Source organism: Agarivorans sp. Alg241-V36, assembly GCF_900537085.1.
Taxonomy (GTDB): Bacteria; Pseudomonadota; Gammaproteobacteria; order Enterobacterales; family Celerinatantimonadaceae; genus Agarivorans.
Map to the genome: position 1 here is coordinate 510,676 of NZ_UNRE01000002.1, position 22,515 is coordinate 533,190.

Annotated in this window: 21 protein-coding genes and 4 tRNA genes; 13 read left to right on the top strand and 12 right to left on the bottom strand. The window is 45.3% G+C overall.

All coding sequences use genetic code 11. The features are described 5' to 3' along the window. Positions 1-148 precede the first annotated feature (148 nt). Together G6R11_RS06770 and G6R11_RS06775 are read right to left on the bottom strand one after the other, a co-directional pair. On the bottom strand, positions 149-1,810 hold the full coding sequence (locus tag G6R11_RS06770; RefSeq protein WP_163132319.1) for a methyl-accepting chemotaxis protein: 1,662 nt from the start codon (positions 1,808-1,810) through the stop codon (positions 149-151). Positions 1,811-1,921: 111 nt separating this feature from the next. Then, positions 1,922-2,791 carry a patatin-like phospholipase family protein gene (locus tag G6R11_RS06775; protein WP_240352412.1) on the bottom strand — a complete coding sequence of 290 codons (870 nt, stop codon included), beginning with the start codon at positions 2,789-2,791 and terminating at the stop codon, positions 1,922-1,924. Positions 2,792-2,928: 137 nt separating this feature from the next. Here G6R11_RS06775 and G6R11_RS06780 point away from each other — a divergent pair, with 137 nt between their 5' ends. Then, entirely contained in the window at positions 2,929-3,750 is an 822-nt protein-coding gene (locus G6R11_RS06780) for an endonuclease/exonuclease/phosphatase family protein (protein WP_163132321.1), read from the top strand. Here the strand turns inward: G6R11_RS06780 and G6R11_RS06785 are convergent. Further along, the gene (locus G6R11_RS06785) at positions 3,740-5,329 is read right to left on the bottom strand and encodes a LysM peptidoglycan-binding domain-containing protein (protein WP_163132322.1); all 1,590 of its coding nucleotides are present in this window, start codon (positions 5,327-5,329) and stop codon (positions 3,740-3,742) included. The two genes, G6R11_RS06780 and G6R11_RS06785, sit on opposite strands and share 11 nt — an antisense overlap. A 62-nt stretch (positions 5,330-5,391) precedes the next feature. Then, positions 5,392-6,162: a hydroxyacylglutathione hydrolase gene (gene gloB, locus G6R11_RS06790; protein ID WP_205472640.1), complete on the bottom strand. Its 771-nt coding sequence runs from the start codon at positions 6,160-6,162 to the stop codon at positions 5,392-5,394. 71 nt (positions 6,163-6,233) lie between these two features. Here gloB and G6R11_RS06795 point away from each other — a divergent pair, with 71 nt between their 5' ends. Further along, positions 6,234-6,950: a class I SAM-dependent methyltransferase gene (locus G6R11_RS06795; RefSeq protein WP_163132323.1), complete on the top strand. Its 717-nt coding sequence runs from the start codon at positions 6,234-6,236 to the stop codon at positions 6,948-6,950. Here the strand turns inward: G6R11_RS06795 and rnhA are convergent. After that, a complete protein-coding gene (rnhA, locus tag G6R11_RS06800) occupies positions 6,947-7,417 on the bottom strand; it encodes a ribonuclease HI (protein WP_163132324.1) in 471 nt (156 codons plus the stop codon). The two genes, G6R11_RS06795 and rnhA, sit on opposite strands and share 4 nt — an antisense overlap. A 51-nt stretch (positions 7,418-7,468) precedes the next feature. On the opposite strand from rnhA, the gene dnaQ reads away from it, so the two are divergent. The 6 genes from dnaQ to G6R11_RS06830 all read left to right on the top strand — a co-directional run bounded on the left by dnaQ (position 7,469) and on the right by G6R11_RS06830 (position 10,056). Continuing rightward, the gene (gene dnaQ / locus G6R11_RS06805) at positions 7,469-8,245 is read left to right on the top strand and encodes a DNA polymerase III subunit epsilon (protein ID WP_163132325.1); all 777 of its coding nucleotides are present in this window, start codon (positions 7,469-7,471) and stop codon (positions 8,243-8,245) included. Further along, the gene (locus G6R11_RS06810) at positions 8,227-9,504 is read left to right on the top strand and encodes a TIGR03503 family protein (RefSeq protein WP_163132326.1); all 1,278 of its coding nucleotides are present in this window, start codon (positions 8,227-8,229) and stop codon (positions 9,502-9,504) included. The genes dnaQ and G6R11_RS06810 overlap by 19 nt, the downstream gene beginning before the upstream one ends. A gap of 146 nt (positions 9,505-9,650) precedes the next feature. Next, positions 9,651-9,727 (top strand) — tRNA-Asp (locus G6R11_RS06815). 36 nt (positions 9,728-9,763) lie between these two features. After that, a tRNA-Asp gene (locus tag G6R11_RS06820) sits at positions 9,764-9,840 on the top strand. Between the two features lie 23 nt (positions 9,841-9,863). Continuing rightward, positions 9,864-9,940 (top strand) — tRNA-Asp (locus tag G6R11_RS06825). Positions 9,941-9,979: 39 nt separating this feature from the next. Beyond that, positions 9,980-10,056: transfer RNA gene (locus G6R11_RS06830), tRNA-Asp, on the top strand. 93 nt (positions 10,057-10,149) lie between these two features. On the opposite strand, the gene G6R11_RS06835 is transcribed toward G6R11_RS06830, so the two are convergent. Beyond that, entirely contained in the window at positions 10,150-11,676 is a 1,527-nt protein-coding gene (locus G6R11_RS06835) for an HD domain-containing phosphohydrolase (RefSeq protein WP_163132327.1), read from the bottom strand. 131 nt (positions 11,677-11,807) lie between these two features. Beyond that, positions 11,808-14,279 carry an acyl-CoA dehydrogenase FadE gene (gene fadE, locus G6R11_RS06840; protein ID WP_163132328.1) on the bottom strand — a complete coding sequence of 824 codons (2,472 nt, stop codon included), beginning with the start codon at positions 14,277-14,279 and terminating at the stop codon, positions 11,808-11,810. A gap of 215 nt (positions 14,280-14,494) precedes the next feature. Between fadE and lpcA the strand changes: the two genes are divergently transcribed. Together lpcA and G6R11_RS06850 are read left to right on the top strand one after the other, a co-directional pair. Continuing rightward, positions 14,495-15,070, top strand: a complete 576-nt coding sequence (gene lpcA, locus G6R11_RS06845) for a D-sedoheptulose 7-phosphate isomerase (protein ID WP_152779719.1) — start codon at positions 14,495-14,497, stop codon at positions 15,068-15,070. 37 nt (positions 15,071-15,107) lie between these two features. Next, a complete protein-coding gene (locus G6R11_RS06850) occupies positions 15,108-15,872 on the top strand; it encodes a class II glutamine amidotransferase (protein ID WP_163132329.1) in 765 nt (254 codons plus the stop codon). A 63-nt stretch (positions 15,873-15,935) separates the two neighbouring features. On the opposite strand, the gene purN is transcribed toward G6R11_RS06850, so the two are convergent. Both purN and purM read right to left on the bottom strand, forming a co-directional pair. Then, positions 15,936-16,577, bottom strand: coding sequence for a phosphoribosylglycinamide formyltransferase (gene purN / locus G6R11_RS06855; RefSeq protein WP_163132330.1), 642 nt, complete (start codon positions 16,575-16,577; stop codon positions 15,936-15,938). An 8-nt stretch (positions 16,578-16,585) separates the two neighbouring features. Next, a complete protein-coding gene (purM, locus tag G6R11_RS06860; protein ID WP_163132331.1) occupies positions 16,586-17,626 on the bottom strand; it encodes a phosphoribosylformylglycinamidine cyclo-ligase in 1,041 nt (346 codons plus the stop codon). Positions 17,627-17,799: 173 nt separating this feature from the next. Between purM and upp the strand changes: the two genes are divergently transcribed. The 3 genes from upp to hda all read left to right on the top strand — a co-directional run bounded on the left by upp (position 17,800) and on the right by hda (position 20,236). Further along, positions 17,800-18,426, top strand: coding sequence for a uracil phosphoribosyltransferase (upp, locus tag G6R11_RS06865; RefSeq protein ID WP_163132332.1), 627 nt, complete (start codon positions 17,800-17,802; stop codon positions 18,424-18,426). Positions 18,427-18,465: 39 nt separating this feature from the next. Next, positions 18,466-19,461: a DUF2066 domain-containing protein gene (locus G6R11_RS06870; protein ID WP_163132333.1), complete on the top strand. Its 996-nt coding sequence runs from the start codon at positions 18,466-18,468 to the stop codon at positions 19,459-19,461. A gap of 70 nt (positions 19,462-19,531) precedes the next feature. Continuing rightward, positions 19,532-20,236 (top strand): DnaA inactivator Hda, encoded by a 705-nt coding sequence (gene hda / locus G6R11_RS06875; RefSeq protein WP_163132334.1) that lies wholly within the window; start codon positions 19,532-19,534, stop codon positions 20,234-20,236. On the opposite strand, the gene G6R11_RS06880 is transcribed toward hda, so the two are convergent. Genes G6R11_RS06880 through G6R11_RS06890 form a run of 3 tightly spaced genes read right to left on the bottom strand, consistent with a single transcriptional unit; the run spans position 20,233 to position 22,431 of the window. Then, complete coding sequence (locus tag G6R11_RS06880; protein ID WP_163132335.1) at positions 20,233-20,628, bottom strand: DUF2069 domain-containing protein; 396 nt, start codon at positions 20,626-20,628, stop codon at positions 20,233-20,235. The genes hda and G6R11_RS06880 overlap by 4 nt on opposite strands. Further along, entirely contained in the window at positions 20,621-20,971 is a 351-nt protein-coding gene (gene arsC, locus G6R11_RS06885; protein WP_163132336.1) for an arsenate reductase (glutaredoxin), read from the bottom strand. Before arsC ends, G6R11_RS06880 begins: the two co-directional genes overlap by 8 nt. A 20-nt stretch (positions 20,972-20,991) precedes the next feature. Beyond that, a complete protein-coding gene (locus G6R11_RS06890; protein WP_163132337.1) occupies positions 20,992-22,431 on the bottom strand; it encodes a M48 family metalloprotease in 1,440 nt (479 codons plus the stop codon). Positions 22,432-22,515 lie beyond the last annotated feature (84 nt).

Below are 22,515 nucleotides of genomic sequence, written 5' to 3' on the forward strand. Positions count from 1 at the left end.
CTCCCTGAGCTTGAGGTTTTGTAGAGGTGTTGTTGAGGTTTATCGGCAGGTTAGCACAAGCAATTAAGTTTTTTTGTGAATTGATTCTGCTACTTAGCAATAGACATAAAAAGCCCCATAAAACATGGGGCTATTGAGTGCAGTCAGCTCAAAGGGTAAAGCGTTTTACTAACTGTTCAAGTTGTTCTGCACGCTCATTAAGGTTAACACTGCCACTGCGGTTTTCTTGGGCTAGGCCGGCGGATTGGCTGGATTGGTCAGCAATATGCACTATACGTTGCGATATTTCTTGGCCTACATGGCTTTGCTCTTGGGTTGCGGTTGCGATGAGGGCATTCATATCCATAATGTGTTGAATTGACTCTTTAATGAGTTGCAAGGCATCACTGGCGGCATTTGCTCCACTTACCGCTTCACTGCTACGTTCTTGGCTGCTGTCCATAGCAGATACTGCAGCATCAGAGCCGCTTTTCAAACGTTCAATCATGCCGTGAATTTCACCGGTACTTTGTTGAGTGCGGCTGGCTAGTTGACGCACTTCATCGGCCACAACTGCGAAGCCTCGGCCTTGCTCACCAGCTCGGGCTGCTTCAATGGCCGCGTTTAAGGCCAGTAAGTTAGTTTGTTCAGCAATGCCTTGAATAACCCCTAGAGCAGAAGAAATATTTTGTACATCGCCTTCAAGCTTGCCAATCACTTCGCTGGCTTGGCCTATCTCATCTGCTAGCTGTTGCACGGTAGTTACTGCAGAACCAACGGTGCTCATAGCTTGTCCAGCGTTAGTATCCACTTGTTGGGCTGAGTCAGCCGCTTGATTAGCATTGTCGGAGACATCGTGAGCTGAGGCTGTCATCTCGGTCATTGCCGTGGCAACTTGCTCCGTTTCTTCGCGTTGCTCAACAAGCAGTTGGTCAACGCTATTAGCACGCTCTGACATTGAAGAAGTCTCTTTGGCAACGTCGTGGGCAACATTACCAACCATGCTTATGATTTCGTGGAGTAATTCGATAAAGGAGTTAAAGTTAGTTGCTAGTTGTCCAAACTCGTGTACGTAGTTGGTATCGAGTCGGGCACTTAGATCTGCATCGCCACTAGCAAGCTTTTCGAAGGACTGATTGAGGTCCTGTAGGGGAGCCATAATGCTTCGATTAATAAAGTAGCCAATGACTAGCGCAAAGCCTAACAATGCTGCAGCGGTAAGGCCTAAGAACATAAGCGAGGATTGTAAGCTGCCTTTAGCATGCTCTTCAAGAGTGCTGATTACCGCTTCAACATCGTCGGTGTAAAAGCCTGTGCCCATCATTAAATCCCAACGGTCTAGATAAATCGCGTAACTTAATTTTGGTAGGGCTTCGGTGCCGCCAGGTTTTGGAAAGTAGTAAGTATAAAATTCGCCTTTTTTCGAGGCTTTTATCAGGTCTTGGATTAAGTACTGGCCTTGTTTGTCTTGCAGTGACCAAAAGTTATCGCCAATGCCTTTGTCTAGAGTGCCCATAAATACGCGAACACCTTTATTGGTGTAACCAAACATATAGCCTGTTTCACCGTATTCTAAGCGTTGCAGTATAGGTAAGGCTTGTTCTAGGCTTCCGCCGTTTTCATAGATCTCAGCAACCGCAGAGTAGGCCAAACCCATATAAGCTTTTAGCTCATCCTTTTTCATGCCTAGCATGTTTTCACGGGTTTCGCTTGATTGACCTTGAGTGAGCTTTTGAGTTTCTGAAATGGTAAGCAATAAAATACTAACAGCCAAAATTAATACTGGTGCTAGTGATAAAAAGAGTAAGCGTTGGCGAATAGTCAGTGACATAGTCTACGTTCCGAATAGTTATTTTTTTGGCTTTTTTTAAGTGTAGTCGGCTATGCGCTTTACTGGCTAAGAAGCGGCTTTGGTGCTTGAAAACGTGATCAAGCCTTTGTTTTAAATATGTTTGTTGTCAGCTTGGGGAGCTGGATGTTGTTGGTGCCATATTTTTGCTGGCACGATATTAATGGCAGTTTGATAGCCGGTGTCGAATAAACGCAGCTTGGCTTCATCGTTGAGGTGAAAATCTACCGGAGAAGTATTCCCAGTATTGACTACGATGGTTCTATGCCAGAATTTCTCATTAACATACTCTCTTGAAATGGTGGTCATGAACGTTCTAATTAACAAAGATATGTAAGCGGCTAAAGGAAAAATTCCGTTAGTTTGCAATGGCTTTATATCATTGTCGCCGCGCAGCCTAAAGCAGATGACGGGAGTGCCATCTTCGGCCCAATCTTGATGGAGAGCGTCTTCTGATAAAATGCTGCCATCTACCATTAAATGTTCTTGGTATGGTTTGAAGGAAAAAATTAGAGGAATAGACATAGAAAAACGCACCGCTCGCGATACTTTTTCGTGAGGGGTTCGAATAGCATCAAATACAACTGGCGAACCCGAGCGTACGTCGGTAGCCACAACGTGTAATTGCATGGGCAGCTGGCTGAAAGTGACACCGTTAAGTAAGTCATCGATCCATTCTTCAAATTTATCACCGGAGCAAAGCCCGCCATTTCGCAGTAGGCTGATCAGTGAAAAGCCTTTGAATTGCTCGAAATCGGTATCTAAGGCAATGGCTTTTATTTGATCTACATCCATGCCGCTGGCAAATAAGGAGCTGATAATACTGCCCCCTGACACACCTACAATATGAGAGAAATGAACATTTAGCTCTTTTAAGCCGGCTAGAATCCCAATATGTGCCGGCAGGCGAGTGCCACCGCCAGCAAATATAGGAACTAGTGTCTTTGGCTCTTGAGATTGCATTTGTTTATCCATTATTTGATGATAGCTCAAGTATGTCGCAATTTTGCCAAGCTGCTAGGCTTTGCCAAAATATCTTTTTAGTTGTGCTTAGTTTTATCCATTTGGTTTGTTATCGGCGTATTTAAAGAGGGCTGTGTGTGCTAGTGATTCGTTGGTTGTTCCAAGCTTTAATGCTAGCTTCCTTGCTTACTGTATTAAGCCCTTTAGCAGTTGCAGCCTTACCCGCTTGTGATAATCAAACTCTAGACTACCAACCTGCAAATTTACAACAAATTCAAACACTCCCAGACACTGAAGACTTTTCAGTTTTAGTCTGGAACAGCTATAAAGGACAGAATCAGGGCTGGACAGAACAGCTCCAGCAGTTTTCCCAACACGTTGATTTTTTACTATTACAAGAAGCAAGCCGAGAGCGCATGCTAGCGTGGTCTGAAGGCGCTCAATGGCATCAGTATCAAGCCATTGCCTTTGAGTGGCTTGGTGACGGCCTAGGCGTGATGAACTTGGCTAAGTTTGCTAGTGAAGAGAGTTGCCTGGCGTTAAGCACCGAGCCATGGATAAGAGTGCCGAAATCAGCTTTGTTGCAGTTATACCAATGGCAACAGCAGCAGTTATTGTTGATTAACATGCATAGCATTAATTTCACCCTGAGCGAACAAGATTACTTGCGACAACTCCAGCAGCTTGGCCCTTGGTTGGCCAGTTATCAAGGCGCGGTGATACTTGCGGGGGATTTTAATACTTGGAGTATTGGGCGTTTAGCGGTGCTTGAACAGTTTATTACCGCACATCAATTAAGAACAGTGAGGTTTGAGCCCGATAATCGAACCCGCTTTTTTGGTAAAGCTCTAGATCATGTATTTTATCGGGGGCTACGAGTAAATCAGAGTGAGAGCATTGTGACCGAGAGCTCCGATCACAATGCTTTGTTAGTACACTTTGGTTTTGCTAAGCGCTAACTTCTGCCACGTTAATGTAGAGTTTTAACTTTTGACCTGGCTGCAAATAGTGGTTTTTGTTTAGGTCATTCCACTTAAGTAAGTCGGTCACTGATACCTTAAATTTTTGGGCAATACGAGACAGCGAGTCACCATTGCGTACTTTATAGGTAACGGTCTGTATGTGATTTTTATTGGCTTGAGATTTTTGCCAAATCACCAGTTTTTTACCTGGTTTTAAGGTGTCGGTAGGCGCCATGCTATTCCACTTAGCAACACTGCGGTGCGACACTTTATACTTTTGCGCAATGCTCCAAAAACTATCTCCTGACTTCACTGTGTAACTTAGTTTTATGTCGCCACGAGGTTTATTCTGTTGGCTGGCTAAACGCTGGCTCTGGCTTAAGGTGTAAGCATTTTGATTACGTGAAGACACTGGCACCAACAAATGTTGACCAATGCGAATAGTATTGCTGCTTAGCTGGTTAAGATCTCTGATCTGTTTGCTGGTGGTGTTATAGCGCTTGGCTATTACGCTAAGGCTGTCACCGGATTTTACTTTATAACGGGCCCATTGCATGCGCTCTTGTTTAGATAAAGAGGCGAGTGCTATTTCAAAATTAGGCACGTTTTTCTTTGGTACTAACAAGTAATGTGGGCCGTTTGGCGCAGTCGCCCAGCGGTTAAAGCCTGGGTTGAGCTTATGCAATTGATCTAACTTGATGTTAGCTAAATCTGCCGCCAGCGCTAAATCGATTTGGCTATAAGTTGCCACTTTCTCAAAATGGGCGTGGTTGGCAATTTTTGGAATGTTTAGCTGGTACTCATCACGGTGTTGCAGCATTTGGCTTAGTGCCAACAGTTTTGGCACATAAGCGCGGGTTTCTCTTGGCAGGTTTAGCGACCAAAAGTCTGTGGCCTTACCGGCTTTGGCGTTAGCACGAATAGCGCGTCGCACCCGTCCTTCACCAGAGTTATAGGCAGCAAGAGCATGTAGCCAATCACCATCAAAGTATTTGTGTAGGTACTCGAGATAATCGAGTGCAGCATTGGTAGAGGCATAAATGTCGCGGCGGCCGTCGTACCACCAGTTTTGCTCTAGACCGAATCTTGTACCGGTGCCTGGAATAATTTGCCAGATACCTGCAGCACGTCCGTGGGAGTAGGCGAAAGGTTGAAAAGCGCTTTCTACTATAGGTAGAAGAGCTAGCTCAAGAGGCATTTCGCGCCTTTCAATCTCTTCTACAATAAAAAACAAATAAGGGTCAGCCCTAACCGATACTCGGCGCATGTAGTCAGGATGTTTTAAGAACCAATTAAGCTGGGCTTGTAGGCGTTTATTGTTTTCTGGCAATGGGATCGCCAGTTGATCTTCAATACGTACCCATACATCGTTATATACCGGAGCTTGAGGCTCTGGCTCTACTTCGGGCTCGGCTTGAACCTTGGCTTCTTCAACTACTTTGGTTTGTTCCTCTTGAGCCTGCAGCTCGCTATGGTCTGCGGTATTAGCATCAACTAATGGTTCAGTAACTTGAGGACTAGTAAGTTGGCAAGCGCCCAATAATAAAGAAAAAAGGCCAACAATGAGCGCTTTCATGATTCATCCATTTACGTAAAATTCAGTGCCCAATGGTATTGAGCTAAACCTTGTTTGGCAAGTCAGTAGCGGTCTTTCCATGATCTTAGGCCAGCGAATACTGCTATCTCATTGTTTAATGGCTGTAATTCTTCCAATTCAACGGCGGCCTTAATATTGGCATTATCGCAGCGTAAAAAAGGATTTATCGCCAGCTGTTGATTTAAGCTGGTAGGAAGGCTGGGTAAGCCCATTTGTCGCAGCTTACTCACTTGCTGCTGGTAACGGTGTAGCTCAACATTGTCTGGTTCCGCAGCAAGCGCAAATTGTAGATTAGCCTGAGTGTATTCGTGTGCGGCGTAAACAAGAGTCTCGGGGGAAAGCTTTTTAATTTTTGATAGCGATTGGTGCATTTGCTCAGCACTACCTTCGAACAACCTACCGCAGCCTGCCGAAAATAGGGTATCACCGATAAACAGATGGCCTTCACTTAAATAGGCAATATGGTCGAGCGTATGCCCTGGAACCTCAATTACCGAGAAAGGACTGTTCAAGCCTTCTGGAGTGATAATGCTAGCTTCATCAACAACCTGATGTTCAAAGCTATATTTGGCGTTTTTGGGGGCGTACACCCGCGCTTGTGGGTAACTAGCCAGTAAGCGTTCTACACCGCCAATATGATCAGCATGATGATGGGTGATAAGTATTGCGCTTAATTGTCCGCCAATATCTTTAAGTCGCTGTTCTACAGGCGCAGCGTCACCTGGGTCAACCACAACACAATCGTTTGAATTTGCCTCTTTTATTAACCAGATATAGTTATCATTAAAGGCGGGTATATGGATGATTTGCATTATGATATCTCTGTCGTTAAAGTCGATGACACATTATTGCCTTAACTGCAGTAGATTGGTACGGGGAATTGATGAAGCCGGCGAAAATTCGTGAAGTAATTGCAAGCCCTGACTTCTGGCAAGATCTGCCATTAGGTGATTGGTTAATGGAGCAACAGCAAAGTTTGCTTGACCAACATCTGCCTGTGGCCTTTGGCTATCACATGTTAAAACTGGGCAATTTAAGTGCTCAGCTAAACTGTCATGCCTCAATGATTCGTCATCAATTAAATGTAGGTAAACAAGGGCACTTAATTGGTTTGCGAGCTCACCCCGAGCAATTACCTTTTCAAGAAAGCAGTATCGATTTGTGCTTACTTGCCCACAGTTTAGATTTTTCCAAAGATCCCCATCAAATGTTGCGAGAGGTTGAGCGAGTGCTCACTGCCGATGGTTACGTGATTATTAGTGGCTTTAACCCATTTAGTTTGCTGGGAATGCGTCGCTACTTTCCCTTTAGAAAACGTGGAATGCCTTGGTCATGTCGCATGTTTACCCCTGCGCGGGTCAAAGATTGGTTAAATTTATTAGGGTTTGAAGTGCTTAATGATGAACGTTTTGCTTACACCTCGTTTGTAAACAGCAGGCCAGCACCACAATGGTTTGAGCGCTGGGGAAAACGCTATTTTCGAGCCACAGCCTCAGCGTATTTTATAGTGGCACGCAAACGCCGCGCACCTTTAACTCCGGTTAAAAAAGCCTGGAGAGTGAAGCAGCGTATTCCAGTGCCTTCGTCAATTAGTGGCTAATTGAGTTGCTCATATGCTTCATCAATTAAATTTGCATTGTTGCTGGCAGCTTCTCGGGCTAAGTCATCTACGCGTTCGTTCTCTGGATGGCCGGCGTGGCCCTTTACCCAATGCCATTCTACTTGGTGGTGCTGACAAGCGGCGTCTAAGCGCTTCCATAGGTCAGCATTTTTTACCTCGGCTTTTGCTGCGGTTTTCCAGCCTCGTTTTTTCCAGTTGTGGATCCACTGAGTTATGCCTTGGCGAACATATTGGCTATCGGTAGTTAATATCACCTTACAACTTTGAGTTAGGCTTTCTAGGCCAATGATGGCGGCGAGCATCTCCATGCGGTTATTGGTGGTGAGTCGATATCCTTGGCTAAGCTCTTTGCGATGCTCTTGGTAAACCAATAATGTGCCATAACCTCCTGGCCCCGGATTACCTAAACAAGAGCCGTCGGTAAACAAGTGGACTTCTTTCGCCATATTTTTGTTAAACTTGCAGGATTATCTGCTTAGTGTCGCATAGGAGCTGTTGTGAACCAATCCAAGAACCATCGCTTAATTGTATTTGATACTGAAACCACCGGTATGAATGACAGCGGTGGACCTATTTATCAAGGCCATCGAGTCATTGAAATTGGTTGTGTGGAAGTGATTGACCGCAAACTTACCGGCAATACTTTTCACGTTTATATCAACCCCGAGCAGTTGATTGATGAAGAAGCGATTCAAGTTCACGGCATTACCGATGACTTTGTTGCAGACAAGCCTTTGTTTAGAGACGTTGCTCATGACTTTGTCGAGTTCATCCGTGGCGGTGAGCTGGTGGCGCACAACGCAAACTTCGATATTAGTTTCCTTGATCACGAGTTTGAGATGATGTCGCGCACCTTAGCTAAAGCGATGCCCAAATGTGCCGATATCTGTACTATCACCGACTCATTATTGGTGGCGCGACGTGGCGAGTACAATAAGCGTGAAGTTCAAATGGCCGGCAATAAGCCGCTGCCTTCACGTAAAAACTTAGACTCCTTAAGTGATTATTATGGCGTAGACCGTACATCAAGGACTTACCACGGCGCATTACTGGATGCCGAGTTGCTGGCCGACGTTTTCTTAAAAATGACCGGTGGCCAAAATAAGCTGAATTTGAAGCAAAAAGGCAGTGGTGATGGTGTGGGAGTGCGCTTAGTTGATAGCAATAGAGCGCCGCTAAAAGTGGTATTTGCCACAGAGCAGGAACTAAGTGCTCACCAAGAACGCTTAGACCTTGTCGAGAAAAAGGGAGGCCAGTGTCGCTGGCGCAATTAAACTTGATGATAAAAAACATATTGTGGTTATTGTTGTGTGTAGTGATACCCGTTCAAGCTTCAACCATTTTCGAGAATCGAGATATTCCTTTAATCGATAATCGTTTTCGCCTCGATCAAACTATTGATAAGGCGACTTTTCTTTTATACCGCTCTCCTGGTTCTCCCGCCGCTATTTTGGTGCGCCCCGATGGCAGCAAAATTTACGCTTGGGACGTGCCCAAAAACGTTAGTTGGTTAGAAACTGACGAACTCGACATTGTGACCATTGAAAAGCCGATGCGTGGTCCATGGCAGGCTGTGGCCGAAAACAAAGGCCGTAACCGTATTCGTATCCTCAGCGATGTTGAGTTAACAGTAGACCCTATTCCTCACCAGCTATATCAAGGAGAGCGTTTGCGCGTAACGGCACGCCTCAGTAGCAAAGGAGAGCGGATTGATTTAGAGGTAATGCTACAAGAAGCCTTAATGAATGTGTCGTTAATGCGCCAGCAGCTGCTTGAAGATCAAACCGTAGAAGTACGCCGTGATGAGTTGGGTAAATTTTTTGATGATGGTAAAGATTATGATGAATATGCTGATGACGGCGTGTTTACCACTTTTATTGAGCTAGAAGCACGCCCCGGCAAGTACGAAATGATCGTCAGCACCTTAAACCAGATTTTTACTCGCGCTCAAATCTCTCCGGTACTGATATACCCTAATCCTGTTGAAATAAATGTGATGTCGCCAAAAGATGAAGAGCGTCAAGCGCGTATGGGGTTAACCATAGATACCGATGAAATTCGGCCCGAATCGGTAGTGATTAGCGGTAAGGTTTATAACAATGTGGGTTGGGAGCAGGATTTTCGAACCGATGCTGAAAGCGATGAGTTTACGGTAGCTCTACCTACGCCGACCGAGCAGGGGCGTTATCGCGTTATGGGTACCTTGCTTGCTACCACAATTCAAAATAGAGAGATTGTGATCGACTTGCCAGAGGAGGATTTTGTGATCCTTCCACCGCCGCCACCGCCGCCAGAGCCAGTTGAAATAAAAGAGGTAGTGGTTCCAGAGCCTGAGATGTCTTTATGGCTAGTAATTCTGCTTTACGTATTTGGCTTCTTATTGTTAGCAGGCTCAGCCTTTGGCTTTATTTGGTGGCGGAAACGCAAGGCTTTTGAGGCAGCTTTAAAAGGGGCTAGAGAAGCACCTGCAGCAGAGCCAAGTGCAGAACCAAAAATGGACGAAGCCAACAGCTTAAAAATGCCGTCAGAGTGATTTGTAGGCGGCTTTGGCTAAAAGCTCGACGCTTTGGCTAAAACATCAGCGCTTGAACGGATTTTTAAAGAAATAAGACAATTCTTTGTTGACTCGTAATAGGCATAACCGTATTATCTGCGCCGCACCAGACGAGATGGTTCTGCGGAGTGGTAGTTCAGTTGGTTAGAATACCGGCCTGTCACGCCGGGGGTCGCGGGTTCGAGTCCCGTCCACTCCGCCAAGTCTGTTTAGTCTGTGTGTAATGTTTCGATGTAGCGGAGTGGTAGTTCAGTTGGTTAGAATACCGGCCTGTCACGCCGGGGGTCGCGGGTTCGAGTCCCGTCCACTCCGCCAACGACGAAACAATTTAATGCGTAGGAGTGGTAGTTCAGTTGGTTAGAATACCGGCCTGTCACGCCGGGGGTCGCGGGTTCGAGTCCCGTCCACTCCGCCAGCATTAAAGTAGTAATACAATCGTGACGTTAGTATATGCGGAGTGGTAGTTCAGTTGGTTAGAATACCGGCCTGTCACGCCGGGGGTCGCGGGTTCGAGTCCCGTCCACTCCGCCACTACTAAACAAGAGCCTCGTTTATCGAGGTTTTTTTGTATCTGCGATTCGAGTTTTCGGGCTTTAAGTCTCGCTCAAGATCTTGAGTAATTAACTAGTCTTGGTACTTATCTCTAATTTGCACAAACTGTGCAAAGTTGTTGAGTAGGGCATCTACCAGCTTTGGATCAAACTGTTTACCACGTTGTTCTTCTAAGTACTCAATAATCTGCTGGTCATTCCAAGCATTTTTGTAACAACGAATACTGCCTAGGGCGTCAAATACGTCAGCTATAGCGGTGAGTCGCCCGCTAATCGGAATATCTTCGCCTTTTAAGCCTCTTGGGTAACCATTGCCATCCCATTTCTCGTGGTGAGAGCCGGCGATTTCAGAGGCCAGTTGCATGACCTCGATGTTTGAATCTTTCAGCATGTTTTCGCCAATCGCTGCATGGGTTTGCATTACTTCCCACTCCTCGGCCGTTAACTTACCCGGCTTGTGCAGTATTGCATCGGGTATGGCTACCTTGCCCACGTCATGTAACGGAGACGCTAATTTTAGCTGTTCTACCCTCATTGCGGGTAAATCCAGTAACTCGGCCAGCAAGGCGGTAAACAGTGCTACACGGCGAACGTGCATGCCTGATTCTTTAGAGCGGGTTTCTACAATTTCCCCTAAGCGATAAAGCACTTCTTTTTGGTTGGTGCTAATCACCTCGTTAAGGCGAATGTTCTCTAGGGCAACCACAATATTTTCGCTAAGCAGGTCGATGAAGTGCTGATCTGCTTGATTAAAAGAGGTGTTTCTCGTGATGTAAAACAATAAGTTATAAGCGCTGTTTTCACAGTAAATTGCTAAGGCCTTATCTTGAAACACATTGGTCTTTTGCTCGATTGCTTGGCTGAATATTTGTTGCTGGGTGTTAGGAAGTTCTGATAATTGTTGGTGGGCTTTACTGGGGCGCTGCTGTCCTTGGTAAGCCAGTAGTTGCAGTTGGGTCGCATTAACTTGGTAGGCGTATTGTTCAACTTGATAAATACAGCTGTCTTCTAAATTTAGTATTACTGCCAGTTGTTCTAAAGCGCCTTCAACAAAGGTAAACAAAGCATTTTTTTCGAAAATGCCTCGAGAGGCTTTAACTACCTTTTCTAAACCGAGTTTGTGCTTTTCTAGTGAGCAAATATCACGGTAAGAGCGTAAGCTTGCTCTGATTAGAGTGCGTAGTTTTTGCGAGGTAAGCTCGGTTTTGTCTTTGTAGTCGTTAATATCGTAGTTTTCTACTACTTCATCTTCGGGGGCTTGTCCTGGCTGACCAGTGCGCAGAACAATTCGAACGCTTTGATTGTTTAGTTCTTGGCGAATATGACGAACGAGGCACAAGCCCGCATCGTCGGTTTCCATGACTACATCAAGCAGGATTAAAGCAATGTCGGCATGTTCTGCCAATATACCTTTTGCTTCTTGAGCAGAGTTAGCATGCAGAAACTGTATCGATTTATTATCAAAAACAAACTGTGACAGGGTCATGCTAGTGATGTGGTGAACTTCTGGCTCATCGTCAACCACTAACAACTTCCATTGCTCGCCTTGCTCTTGAGTCTCGTTGGCTGTGTCATCTAGTAAAAAGATGTCGTCGCTCATGCGCTATCCATTGCTTACGCTTTTCTTTAAGTTAAGTGTATTTTAGACTCAAATTCAATGCCTTGCTTGCGATAGTGATAAAAAAAGCGAGCTGACTCAGCTCGCTTTTTGGGCTTTTGTGAAGTTAAACCTTAGGCTACTGAATCTAAATCCGCAGCTTCTGCTTTTGGTATGCTGGGGCGATTCTCTAGCTGTTGATGGTCAAAATCGTCAACGTTAATTGCTGCTAACCTGCCTTGCTCTGTCTTACGCATTAAGGCTGCCTCGTCAGCGTTGATGACGCCAAGCTTAATACCTTCATCGGCCAGTTTATCAAGCTGAGTAAAGGGACGCTTTTCGCCCAGTGCTTTACACACTTTGTCGTACAGTGTTTCGCAAGCTAGTACATCTTCTAAGGTTTGCTCTAGTTCACCATACACATTACCTTCAACGCGGCTATCAAAGCGACCTTGTCCTACGCGATTACGGGTTTCACTTGGCTCTTGGAGGATTCGAGCAAGTTTATGGTCGAGTACATCACTTGGCGCGTGGAAAGGCTTACCTAGTGGGAACATGACTAAACGCATTGCTTTGCCTACCCATTTGTTAGGGAAGTTAAGCAGCAATTCATCTAAGGCGTTTTGTAATTGAAACAGCGAGTCTTGCATACTCCAGTGAAGTAGCGGTAAATCTTCTTGCTTACGGCCGTCATCGTCAAAGCGTTTTAATGTAGCTGAGCTTAAGTAAAGTTGGCTGAGCATATCGCCTAAACGAGCCGATACACGCTCTTTACGTTTTAAGTTACCGCCTAGGGTCCCCATCGCTACGTCAGATAGCAGTGCCAAGTTACTACTAAAGCGGGTTAGTTGTTTGTAGTAGGGTGCTGTTTGGTCGGAATAAGGCGTGCTAATTAAGCTATTGCTGGTTAGGCCAAACCAAAAGCTGCGTACAAAATTGCTAGTGGCAAAACCTAGATGGCTAAATAGTGCTTTATCAAACTGCTTCAAGCCTTGGTTAAAATCAGGATGTTGGGCTGCTTCCATCTCGCTAAGCACGTAAGGGTGGCAGCGAATAGCGCCTTGCCCATAAATAATCATGCTACGGGTAAGAATATTTGCCCCTTCCACCGTAATCGCAATAGGTGCACCTTGATAAGATCGCGCGAGGAAGTTTTTAGGCCCCAAGCAAATGCCTTTACCACCCACTACATCCATTGCGTCAATGCTAGCGCGCTGGCCACGGTGAGTAAGGTGGTATTTTACTATCGCCGAGACCACCGATGGCTTTTCGCCTAAGTCGATAGCGGTTACGGTTAAATCAGAAGCCGCGCCCATCATGTAAGCATTACCAGCTAAGCGGGCCAATGGTTCTTCAACACCTTCCATTTTACCAATCGGCAGTTTGAACTGGCGACGAATGCGGGCGTAAGCACCGGTTGCTAAAGCAGCATTTTTAATGCCGCCAGTGGCGCTAGATGGCAAAGTAATACCGCGGCCAACAGACAAACACTCTACTAGCATACGCCAGCCTTGACCGGCCATCGCTTTACCACCAATGATAAAGTCGATAGGAACAAACAGTTCATTAGCGCGGGTTGGGCCATTCATGAAAGGAATATTGAGTGGGAAGTGACGACGGCCTACTTCAACACCTTCGATATCGGTTGGAATAAGTGCACAGGTAATCCCCAGCTCTTCTTGCTCACCAATCAACTTATCGGGATCAGACAGTTTGAAAGCTAGACCTAAAATAGTGGCTACTGGCGCTAGGGTGATGTAGCGCTTGTTCCAAGTGATTCTCATCCCAAGCACTTGTTCGCCCTGCCATTCGCCCATGCAAACTACGCCGGCATCGGGAATTGAACCGGCATCTGAGCCAGCTTCTGGGCTAGTTAAGGCAAAACAAGGGATTTCTTTACCCTCTGCTAAGCGAGGAAGGTAATGGTCTTGTTGCTCTTTTGTACCGTAGTGTTGCAGCAATTCACCTGGCCCCAAAGAGTTAGGTACCCCAACGGTACTAGAAAGCACCGCTGAGATACTGGCTAGTTTTTGTAGTACACAAGATTGGGCATAAGCAGAGAACTCCAGACCACCGTATTTCTTTTTAATGATCATGGCGAAGAACTTATGTTGTTTCAAAAAGTCCCAAATTTCTTCTGGTAAGTCTGCTAGTTCATGGGTGATTTCCCAGTCTTTAGTCATTGCACATACTTGCTCAACCGGACCATCTAGAAAAGCTTGCTCTTCTGCGCTGAGGCGTGGAGCAGGGTAACTATGTAGTTTTTTCCAATCGGGAGCGCCGCGAAACAGCTCGCCTTCCCACCAGGTTGTGCCTGCATCGATGGCTTCTTTCTCGGTACGTGACATCTCTGGCATGATTTTTTTGAAGATTTTGAACAGCGGCTTTGAGATCAGTTGTTGACGCAAAGGCTTAAAGTTTAATCCACCTACAATTAACAAATAAGCTAGCCAGAATAACTCGCTAAAGGGCGATACAAAACTGTAAGCAACCAGTGAAGCGGTTAGCACTAAGCTAAATGCTAGTAATGAAGCTCTAAAATAAGCGAGGCCGCCCATCAGTAATAGGCCGCCGATGGCAGCAAAAAGGGGTAAGTAACTTTGCATCAATCTCTCCTTGGACTTATAAGAGGTCTGACCTCTTTGGTGTATTTGTAACGCAGTGGTTAACAAACTTCAAGTCTTTTACAAAATATCAACATAAGTTTAGCTGTATTTTTTAGTTAACAAATTGAGATATGAGCCAAATAGAACGCTGATCATGACTAAAAAAAACGTTATAGTGTGCAGCTAATAAGCCTTGCCCAGATAAGGGAACCTAGATGAAAAATTTGATAGTTGAAGAGTTACAAGAAGCGGTAACTGTTCTAAATGCTTTTATTGCCGACGAGAAGAATATTGACGCGATAGAGCAAGCTGCGCGTTTGTTAGCCGACAGTTTTAAGCAACAAGGCAAAGTATTATCTTGTGGTAACGGCGGTTCTCATTGTGATGCCATGCATTTTGCCGAGGAATTAACCGGCCGCTATCGAGAAAACCGCCCTGCTTATCCTGCCATTGCTATTTCAGACCCAAGCCACTTGTCTTGTGTAAGTAACGATTATGGCTATGAGTATGTATTCTCTCGTTATATTGAAGGCTTGGGTCAAGCGGGTGACGTTCTTTTTGGCATTAGCACCAGTGGTAACTCGGGTAACATCATTAAGGCCATAGAAGCGGCTAAAGCCAAAGGCATGAAAGTGATTATTTTGTCTGGTAAAGATGGTGGCAAAATGGCCGGCCAAGCCGACGTAGAGATCCGCGTGCCACATTTTGGTTTTGCTGACCGCATTCAAGAAATTCACATTAAAGTGATTCATATCTTGATTCAGTTAATCGAAAAATACATGGCTGAATAAGCCTGTTACATAAGTATTGTAAGTAGCGAGTAGTTGTATGTGTGAGTTATTAGGAATGAGTGCTAATGTTCCTACTGATATTTGCTTTTCTTTTACCGGTTTGGTGCAGCGCGGTGGCGTGACAGGCCCGCATGTGGATGGCTGGGGCATTACCTTTTATGAAGGTAAGGGCTGTCGCAGTTTTAAAGATCCTGCGCCTAGCTGCAAATCAAAGATTGCAGAATTAGTGCAGGCCTTTCCGATTAAAAGCCAAGCTGTGGTAGGGCATATTCGCCAAGCCAACCGCGGGTGTGTGTCTTTAGAGAATACCCACCCTTTTACTCGCGAGTTGTGGGGACAAAACTGGACTTACGCACACAATGGTCAGCTAAAGGGCTATAAAACGCTTGATACTGGCTTCTTTAGGCCAATTGGCGCTACTGATAGCGAGCGTGCTTTTTGCTGGATTTTGGAGCAGTTGCGAATTAAATACCCGCGTAAACCTGCGAATATGAAGGCCATGTTTAAGTTTGTGGCGAGTTTAGCGGATCAACTACGTGCAAAAGGCGTATTTAATATGCTGTTGAGCAATGGCGAGTTTGTAATGGCTTATTGCTCAACTAATCTGCATTGGATTACTCGTCGTGCGCCATTTGGCGAGGCTCAGTTAGCAGATGCAGATGTTACTATCGACTTCTACAAAGAAACTACACCAAACGATGTGGTGACGATGATTGCCACTCAACCTTTAACCAATAACGAGCAATGGCAAAAAATTGCCAGTGGTTCATACGTGTTGTTTAAAGATGGTGAAGTGCAGTAGGGCAGATTTAGTTGCTATATATGCTGAAGAACAGTTAAAAAAAGCGCCTTAAGGCGCTTTTTTTTATGAGTTAGCGTAACCGCTGCTTGGGAGTATCTTGCCATCGAGTAGGGCGCTATCATTTTCCATGTTCAAGCGTCCTTCAATAAACCAGTTTACTACCAAGGGGTAAATGGCGTGCTCTTGTACTTGTACTCTGGCGGCCAAAGCGTCGGCATCATCTTCACTAAACACTGGCACTTTGGCCTGTAAAATAACAGGGCCTCCATCAAGCTCTGGTGTTACAAAGTGAATACTGCAACCGTGTTCTTGGTCTTTCGCTTCAATGGCGCGCTGGTGAGTATTTAAACCCTGATACTTAGGCAGCAAAGAGGGATGAATGTTTAGCATCTTGCCGCTAAAACGTTCCACAAATGCTTGGCTAAGAATACGCATGAAGCCAGCCATAACAATTAAGTCAGCATTATGCTGTTCAATTACCTCGGCTAAAGCCATGTCGTAGCTTTCGCGATCGCTATATTCTTTAGGGTTTACAACTACCGTGTTAATGGCTGCCTGTTTAGCGCGTTCAAGGCCATAAGCATCGGCCTTGTTACTCACTACTGCAGAAATAGAGGCGTTAATACGCCCCTCTTCGCAGGCATCAATAATGGCTTGCAGGTTAGTCCCTGAACCTGAAATCAGTACAACAATGTTGCGTGCCATTACTTACCCTATTTAAATTCTACTTGGCCTTCGCCTTCAGCTACATCTTCAATGTGGCCAATTTTCCAAGCCGTTTCGCCATGTTCTGCTAATAAAGCAAGAGCGGCTTCTACTTCAGCTTCTGGTAGCGCGATAACCATGCCAACACCACAGTTGAAAGTGCGGTACATTTCTTCGCGAGCAACGTTACCGTTTTCTTGTAACCAGTTGAATACTTCAGGCCACTGCCAGCTGTTTTCATCAACAACGGCTTTTGCACCAGCAGGTAAAACGCGAGGAATGTTTTCCCAGAAGCCACCACCAGTAATGTGCGATAAAGCGTGTACTTCACATTGCTTAAGCAGTGCTAATACAGATTTAACGTAGATCTTGGTAGGTGTTAATAGGGTTTCACCTAAAGTACTTTCACCTAATACTTGCTTAGGGTCAGCGTTAGATACTTCTAGAATCTTGCGAATTAGCGAGTAGCCGTTTGAGTGAGGACCGCTAGACGCTAGTGCGATTAGTGCGTCACCGCTAGCGACTTTAGTGCCATCAATAATTTCTGACTTTTCAACAACACCCACACAGAAACCAGCGATGTCGTAGTCGTCGCCATGGTACATGCCTGGCATTTCTGCAGTTTCACCACCAATTAAGGCACAGCCAGATTGCTCACAACCTTGACCAATACCCTTTACAACGTCGGCTGCGGTATCAACTTCAAGTTTACCCGTAGCGTAGTAGTCTAAGAAGAATAGAGGCTCAGCACCTTGAACAATAAGGTCGTTTACACACATTGCGACTAAGTCGATACCAACGGTGTCGTGTTTTTCCAAATCTAGCGCTAAACGTAATTTAGTACCCACACCGTCGGTGCCAGCAACTAATACAGGCTCTTTGTAACCAGTTGGCAATTGACACAATGCACCAAAGCCTCCTAGTCCACCCATTACTTCTGGGCGCTGGGTACGTTTACTAACACTTTTGATACGTTCTACTAATGCATTACCAGCTTCGATATCAACGCCAGCATCTTTATAACTCAGAGGGGTGTTTTGTTTGGTCACGGGATTACCTTGCAACGAACATGGAAAAAAATTTCGCGACATTTTAGCAGTGTTAGCGGTTCGGTAACAGTAATAAACGATAACTAAGACATTTTGTTGATTTTTGCTAACATATCCTCATTGAGCCTGATTTAAACTAGCGGCTCACAATTCGGTAAATCAAAGGAATAGAGATGAAAGTTGTTGAAGTAAAGCATCCTTTAGTTCGTCACAAAATTGGCCTAATGCGCGAAGCAGACATTAGCACAAAGCGTTTTCGCGAATTAGCCCGCGAAGTTTCTGCTCTGCTTACCTACGAAGCAACAGCCAACTTAGACATTGAAGAAGTGACAATTGCCGGTTGGAATGGCCCTGTGAAGGTAGAACAGATCAAAGGCAAAAAGGCTACGGTAGTGCCTATTTTACGAGCCGGTCTAGGCATGATGGATGGTGTGCTAGAGCATATGCCTTCAGCAAAAACCAGCGTAGTGGGTATTTACCGTGATGAAGAAACCCTAGAGCCAGTTCCGTATTTCCATAAACTAGTGAGCCAAATTGACGAGCGATTAGCCCTGGTGGTTGACCCAATGCTGGCCACGGGCGGTTCTATGATTGCCACTATCGACTTACTTAAAGAGCAAGGCTGTAAAGACATCGTGGTATTAGTATTGGTAGCTGCGCCAGAAGGTTTAAAAGCCTTGGAAGCTGCACACCCCGATTTGGTCTTGTATACTGCGTCAATTGATGAAAAGCTAAATGAGCAAGGTTACATCCTTCCTGGTTTGGGTGATGCCGGCGATAAGATTTTTGGTACTAAATAGTACGTCAAAAATAGTTAATAGAATCTCTAGGAGAGCGCAGTGATTAAAAAGTGGTTGTTGGTACTTAGTTTGGCAGTTGTGATTTTGCCGGTTCAAGCATCCTTGCAAGAGGAGCTTTACCGCGTTGAAGCACAGGCCACAGGCGATACCCAACAAGATCAACAACAGGCTTTTGAGTTATTAGTACTGCGCCTAACCGGTGAGCAAGCCAGCAACACTAATCCTTTGGTAGCTAAAGCAAAAGCCAATATAAACCCTTATATTCAGCAATTTGCTTACCGAGATGATGCTATCTCAGTATTGTTTAACGAAGCGAAAGTTAATCAGCTGCTAATGCAGGCGCAATTGCGTTTATGGGGTAAGCAGCGTCCTGACATCATTTTATGGTATGCCAATGAGCAGAACTTTAACCGTGAATTGTTGGCCGATAGTGCTCAGCAAGACTGGTTAGTTAAAGGTCGCGAACAAGCTCAACTCCTAGGTTTGCCAGTGCGCCTGCCAGTTATGGATTTAGAAGATAGCATGGCGGTAACTGTTAATGATGTGTGGGGCGGCTTTGATGGCCCGTTGTACGCCGCTAGCGAGCGTTACTCGGTGCCATTGGTGCTTAGCTTTCGTCAGTATCCGCAAGGGCAAAACTGGCAGATCCAATGGCGCTTGTTAGACAGCTCCAGTCAAACTCAACTGGATAGTGGCCAAGTTCAAGCTCCTTTAGAGGAAGTTAGTGCAGAGGCGATGAGCGCAGTCAGTGCTAGCTTGGCTGAGCGTTATGGTGTGGTACTTGGCGAAAATGCCGACGAAGCAATGTTAGTGAGTTTTGCTAACGTAACTAGCATGAACAAATATGTTGAGTTAGAACGTTTTTTAAACCAGCAACCTAGCGTGGCAAGAGTCACCTTACACAACGTAAAACAGGATACCTTTACCTTTGAGGTGCAATTGCTTAGCCCGTGGGAAGACCTTAAATCTTCACTTGATATCGCTCCGCGCTTACAAGCGGATGAAACGCGAACAAAGTACTACTATTACCAGTAGCAAAAATTTTTCATCTTAATAGCGAGCTGGTACAATGCACCTAGTTTTGTATCAGCTTTGATTTATCACTTTGAGTTTTTCCCCGCAATTATCACTTCCTGTACTACTACCTGACGATGAAACCTTGGTAAGTTTTTACCCGGGCGATAATCAACAGTTATTAAGTGCACTGCGTAATCTTGCTTTAGATAAAGGCGAGAGGATGCTTTATTTGTGGGGCAGTGAGGGATCGGGTAGAACCCATTTGTTGCATGCTAGCTGTACCGAAATGGCTGACGTGGGCGCGGCAAGTGCTTACTTACCCTTAGAGATGCATGCTGCAATGTCTCCTAAAATGCTCGAAGGCCTCGAGAGCATGGCATTGGTTTGCCTAGACAACATTGATGCGATAGTGGGGATTTCGGCTTGGGAAGAAGCGATTTTTGATTTTTATAATCGTCGTAAAGAGTTAGCCTCTACCACCCGTTTAATCGTTACCGCCAATGCGCCAGCTCCTCAATTGTCTTTTGGTTTGGCTGACTTACAGTCTCGCTTAAATTGGGGCGTCACTTACAAGCTGCATGAGCTAGATGATGAGCAGAAGCTTAGCGCCTTACAATTACGAGCAGAGTTACGCGGCTTGAAAATGCCACTAGAGGTTGCCCGATTTTTACTGAAGCGTTTATCTCGTGATATGCCTACCTTACTGAACAAGCTTGATCTGCTCGACCAAGCTTCAATTACTGCGCAACGTAAGCTAACCGTTCCCTTTGTAAAAGAGATTCTAGAGCTTTAGTCTTTAGTTTTATCTTTTAGCTTCTTTAAGCCTATTCCCAGCTCTTTACCGCGAAACTTGGCGTATTGTAATCCAAACCAAAAAGCGCTCAGTACTAATACTAGCTCTACCGCTGCCAGCCAGCGCTCTGTGTCTGATACCACTAATAGCGTAGTGCTGTGCAGTACATATAACAGCAGTACAAAGCAACTCCAAGCGTAGGTATAGGGTTTACCCGCTAGTATCCCTTTTAGTGGAAATAGTAGGGGAACAACCCAAAAGACCAGCATCATAGTTAGGCTAATATCCACAGGCGGTGATAGCCATAAATGCCATAACAATACCCAGGCTAGCAGCAACAAATAGCTGCTTTTTGCTAGCAGTAATAGCTGGGAAGTAGTGAGCTTAGACAATCTCTAACACCTGCTCTGGTGGACGACCGATGCGTGCTTGACCTTGGTTGATCACTATTGGGCGCTCAATTAGTTTTGGATTAGCGTGCATAGCGGCAATTAGCTGAGCCGGCGTGAGTGAAGCATCGGCCAAGTTCAATTCTTTGTAGAGTGCTTCTTTGGTGCGCATTAGCTGGCGAGGCTCAAGCTGCATCATGTCCAGCATATTAGCGATATCGGCTTCACTTGGAGGCGTTTCCAGATAAAGTACTATTTCTGGCTCGATGCCTTTCTCTTGAAGAAGCTGTAGAGTTTGACGGCTTTTTGAGCAGCGCGGATTATGCAGGATCTGAATACTAGACATGTTGGTTCCTTGTATAAATCTTAGTTGAGCGACTCGAGCTCTTGCTCAGCAGCTTTAAATTGTTCAATTCTTGCTTGAATGCGAGCTTGCTCGAGATTGTTTTCTGTTAGGTTATAGGCGCTATGCAGTTCGTCAACGGCGCGGCGATAATCTGAGTGCAATGAAAGATACTCGGCTCGTGCAGTATGGCTAGCAGCCATATTTTTGAGGCGTCGTTGGCTGCGGCTAAGTTCTCCCCAAGCGAGAGCATCGTTGGGGCGCTCGCGTAAGTAACGATCAAGCAGTTTAGCACCTTCTTCAAATTGGCCATTTTCACTAAATGCATGGGCTAAGTTGAGCACAATAACTTGGTTATTCGGGTAGCGAGTCTGCGCTACTTGCAAACGTTTAATTGCAGGTTGGTAGTTTTTCATCGCCAAATCGATGTCGGTTTGGGTATCGATGATAAACAGGTTGTCGGAATGGCGTTTGGCTAGGCCATCAACGATTGCTTTTGATTCTTTATATTTGCCCATGCCAAATAGTGCCAGGGCTTTGCCATAGAGAGCTGCATCTTCAATTCGATATTCTTTGCGTTTAATTACACGATTGTAGTGCTCTAAGGCTTCTGAAGGAGACAAGGTGCCATGGCGCACAATAATCCGAGATTTAGCAAACTGGAACGACAAAGAAGGTGCAACGTAGCGATTAGGATATTGGTTTGCCCGAGCACGTGCTTCACTAACCCGAGTTTCTGGTAATGGGTGAGTGATGAGCATTTGTGGTGGTTTGCTAGCATAACGGTACTTCTCAGAGAGCTTACCAAAAAAGTTGCCCATGCCTATAGGGTCGTAGCCGGCATTAGCCAAGGTGCGTAGACCAATTCGGTCTGCTTCAAATTCGTTAGCACGGGTGTAGTTAATTGAGTTTTGCACACCTGCCGCCATGGTAGCTTGCAGTGCTGCGATACCTGCAACTGGGTTAGCAAGGCCCAGCAATAAAGACCCTAACATACCAGCCATTGACAGGTTTTGTGCAGCGGCTTGGTTTTCAATACTACGGGCAATGTGGCGTTGAGTAACGTGGGCGATTTCGTGAGCAATTACCGAGGCAAATTCGCTTTCTGTATCAGCATATAAAAATAAACCGGTATGAATTTTTACATAGCCACCTAAAAAGGCTGCTGCGTTAATTTCGTTATCAGTGACTAAAAAGAAGTTGAAAGGAGTACGTACTAAATCTGCTTTACCAACAAGGTGGTTGCCTAACTCGGTAACATATTCAGATAACACCGGGTCATTGGTCATGCGGCTGCTAGCGCGAATAATTCGCATGTAGGCATTGCCGTAGATAATTTCTTTGTCGATGGATAAAGCCGAGGCACCGGCAGTCCCTATTTCAGGCAATTGATTATTAGCAGACATTAGAGGGGCGTAGCCGAAAAGCAGGCCTGCGAGAACAAAATGTGCGAAACGCGTCATTGAAATCCGATAACTTTCCATTTGTATCGCGAGAATACCCCGATTTTGTTTGTTATTCAAAAGCTATAAATTGAGTCCTGATCA

Excerpts from the sequence above, each read along its gene's own strand:
- G6R11_RS06770 (WP_163132319.1), bottom strand. The coding sequence starts at position 1,810 with ATGTCACTGACTATTCGCCAACGCTTACTCTTTTTATCACTAGCACCA.
- arsC (WP_163132336.1), bottom strand. The coding sequence starts at position 20,971 with ATGTCTAGTATTCAGATCCTGCATAATCCGCGCTGCTCAAAAAGCCGT.
- G6R11_RS06890 (WP_163132337.1), bottom strand. The coding sequence starts at position 22,431 with ATGACGCGTTTCGCACATTTTGTTCTCGCAGGCCTGCTTTTCGGCTAC.
- G6R11_RS06775 (WP_240352412.1), bottom strand. The coding sequence starts at position 2,791 with ATGCAATCTCAAGAGCCAAAGACACTAGTTCCTATATTTGCTGGCGGT.
- fadE (WP_163132328.1), bottom strand. The coding sequence starts at position 14,279 with ATGCAAAGTTACTTACCCCTTTTTGCTGCCATCGGCGGCCTATTACTG.
- upp (WP_163132332.1), top strand. The coding sequence starts at position 17,800 with ATGAAAGTTGTTGAAGTAAAGCATCCTTTAGTTCGTCACAAAATTGGC.
- purN (WP_163132330.1), bottom strand. The coding sequence starts at position 16,577 with ATGGCACGCAACATTGTTGTACTGATTTCAGGTTCAGGGACTAACCTG.
- G6R11_RS06850 (WP_163132329.1), top strand. The coding sequence starts at position 15,108 with ATGTGTGAGTTATTAGGAATGAGTGCTAATGTTCCTACTGATATTTGC.
- G6R11_RS06795 (WP_163132323.1), top strand. The coding sequence starts at position 6,234 with ATGAAGCCGGCGAAAATTCGTGAAGTAATTGCAAGCCCTGACTTCTGG.
- gloB (WP_205472640.1), bottom strand. The coding sequence starts at position 6,162 with ATGCAAATCATCCATATACCCGCCTTTAATGATAACTATATCTGGTTA.
- G6R11_RS06785 (WP_163132322.1), bottom strand. The coding sequence starts at position 5,329 with ATGAAAGCGCTCATTGTTGGCCTTTTTTCTTTATTATTGGGCGCTTGC.
- rnhA (WP_163132324.1), bottom strand. The coding sequence starts at position 7,417 with ATGGCGAAAGAAGTCCACTTGTTTACCGACGGCTCTTGTTTAGGTAAT.
- G6R11_RS06835 (WP_163132327.1), bottom strand. The coding sequence starts at position 11,676 with ATGAGCGACGACATCTTTTTACTAGATGACACAGCCAACGAGACTCAA.
- lpcA (WP_152779719.1), top strand. The coding sequence starts at position 14,495 with ATGAAAAATTTGATAGTTGAAGAGTTACAAGAAGCGGTAACTGTTCTA.